Raw genomic sequence first — 2277 nt, 5'->3', positions numbered from 1 at the left:
TCGACGCTGGTCTGCGCGTAGGGTATCTGCTTACCCCGAACACGCTGGGCTACGTGCTGGGCGGCTATTCCTGGCAGAAGTACAAGCTTGATTCCAACGCCGGCTTTGGTTTCGATTGGGACCAGAGCGGATATTTCGTCGGTGGTGGTCTCGAAACGGCCATTAACAGCAATTGGACGATCAAGACCGAGTATCGCTATACACGCTTCGGCACCAAGGACGATCTCCTTTCCGAGGCCGGCCTTATCGGGGCTCCGGATGGCCTTCTCAATCTCGATACGTCGCGGCACACATTCCAGGTTGCCGCCAGCTATCGCTTCGGGGCGCAGAACGGTGCCGCCACTTCGTTTGAAACGCCCGCCTATAACTGGTCCGGCTTCTATATCGGTGGCGGTTTGGGCGCGGGTGCGTCGGTGCACCAGATCGAAATCCCACCGCTTGGCGGCGCGAAGTTCAACGGCCTCGGCGGTGAAGGCGTGCTTGGCGAGCTGAATGTCGGCTATGACCACGACTTCGGCAGCTGGGTCGCTGGCATCATGGTGGACGCCCGCTATTCCGGCATGACCTCGAAGCTGGACCTCGGCGGCGGATCGATCAATGTCGATACCGACTACGGTTTCGATGTGCTTGGCCGCGCCGGCATGAAAATGAATGAATCGACCCTCGCCTACGCGCTGGCTGGCTACAGTTGGCAGCATTTCGACTTGAACGCTTCGGACCCGGTCGGCGACATCCTCGATTGGGGCTCCAGCGGTTTCTCTGTTGGTGGTGGTCTGGAAACGGCAATATCCAGCAATGTTACCTTGGGTGTTGAGTATCGCTACTCGCAATTCGCCAAGAAAGATTTCTCATCCGAGGTGGGGCTGCCTGACGACTCCATTACCTCTACGTCGTCCTTCCATACCGTGCGTATCGGCGCGAAGTACAAGTTCAACTAAGCCCTCCAGGCAAACCTAAAAAAGCCCGCCGGCGTTGCCGGCGGGCTTTTTCGTTGCTTGAGATATGACGCGGTGAAATCTGGGCAACAAAAAAGCGGAGCCAAAGCCCCGCTTCCTCGATATCGAGATTGCCGCCGGTTCATCCGCGGTCGGCCAATCGATCGACAATGGCTTTCTAGCGCATCCATGCGACAGCAGTGCGACAGAAGCTTTCTATCGCCAATCCCTGGCCCTCACGCGCGCTCGATCCGGCATTGGTAGCAATTGTTGCGCGCCGAGCGGACATGCACATAGGCAATGCCTTCACGCTCAAACAGGGTTTCCGCCCGCGCTACTATAGCGTCGGTTGGGATGACGCCGCCGCTGCCATAGACAATGCGGTCGTCCTTGCCGTAGCCGCGCACGATATAGTCGGCGCTTTCCAGTATCTCGGGAATGATCTCCGCCTCAACAGCGCGTTCGCATTCCTGCGCGTGCAGGAAGATGGGGCCCGTCTCGGCATAAGGCTGAAGCTGCGGGAACGGCCGGTAGGCCAGGACGAGGTAGCCATCGCCGGCGGCGATGTTCTTCAAACAATGCCGGCAAGGCATGCCGTCACCGTCGGAAACCTGGCGCTCGGGCGTGTTGCCATAGGCGTCTGGCCCACCCCCCTGCAGCGCTTGCACATCTTCGGTCGGCAGAGCTTTGAACTGGATGGTCATCGCATGATCTCCGGTGTGGTTGAGCGGAAATTATGCTTCCCCTTCGATGCTTCCCACCCGATTCCTGCCAAGAGTCGAGGGCCGACCTGCGGTCGGCAAATCGGGCCCGAGACCAAATGGGATAAGCGCCGATATTGCCAGCCGGGACAATATAAGCCGGCTAATCAGTTTGAATCGGCGCCTGCGTTCAGCGGATGAAATCGTCGAAGCGGCGCAATGTCACCCGGCGATTCTGCCAGTTCTCGCTCTGAGTCGGCACCAGCAGGAATTCCTCGCCGTAACCGACAGTCTCCAATGCATAACCGGGCACGCCGAATTCACGCACCAGCGTGCGCTTCAGCGAAGCGGCGCGCTGTTCGGAAAGAACCTGATTCGACTGAAACGATCCGACAGCGTCGGTATGACCCTCGATGAGCACACGCGCGCCGGGGTCGCGACGCAGGATGCGGCGCAGCGCATCGGCGATGTTATCGATCTTGTTATACTGCGAACTGGAAATCGCCGCGGAGCCAAAGGCGAAATTGATCGACTGGATATCGATCGAGCGCGCCATGCGGCGCAGGTCCGGCCGGCGCTTGAATTCACGGATGGTGACGCGCTCGTTCGGCCGCAGCTTGACCCGGGGTGCCGCCTCGAGC

The 2277-nt window shown here is 59.6% G+C and carries 3 protein-coding genes; 1 reads left to right on the top strand and 2 read right to left on the bottom strand.

The window, feature by feature from the left end:
- Positions 1-938, top strand: a 938-nt coding sequence (locus EOA36_RS33680; protein ID WP_127281038.1) for an outer membrane beta-barrel protein, incomplete at its 5' end; no start/stop codon positions are given.
- Between the two features lie 233 nt (positions 939-1171).
- Here the strand turns inward: EOA36_RS33680 and EOA36_RS33675 are convergent.
- Positions 1172-1639, bottom strand: coding sequence for a DUF1203 domain-containing protein (locus tag EOA36_RS33675; RefSeq protein ID WP_127281037.1), 468 nt, complete (start codon positions 1637-1639; stop codon positions 1172-1174).
- Positions 1640-1826: 187 nt separating this feature from the next.
- Positions 1827-2277: OmpA family protein (locus EOA36_RS33670; RefSeq protein ID WP_145969464.1), on the bottom strand; the 451-nt coding region annotated here is incomplete at its 5' end.

This window comes from Mesorhizobium sp. M8A.F.Ca.ET.021.01.1.1 (genome assembly GCF_003998025.1).
Lineage (GTDB): Bacteria > Pseudomonadota > Alphaproteobacteria > Rhizobiales > Rhizobiaceae > Mesorhizobium.
This window is presented reverse-complemented; position numbering and strand designations above follow the sequence as displayed.

What these genes read in the sequence shown, in the direction of transcription:
- EOA36_RS33675 (WP_127281037.1), bottom strand. Translation starts at nt 1,639, where the DNA reads ATGACCATCCAGTTCAAAGCTCTGCCGACCGAAGATGTGCAAGCGCTG.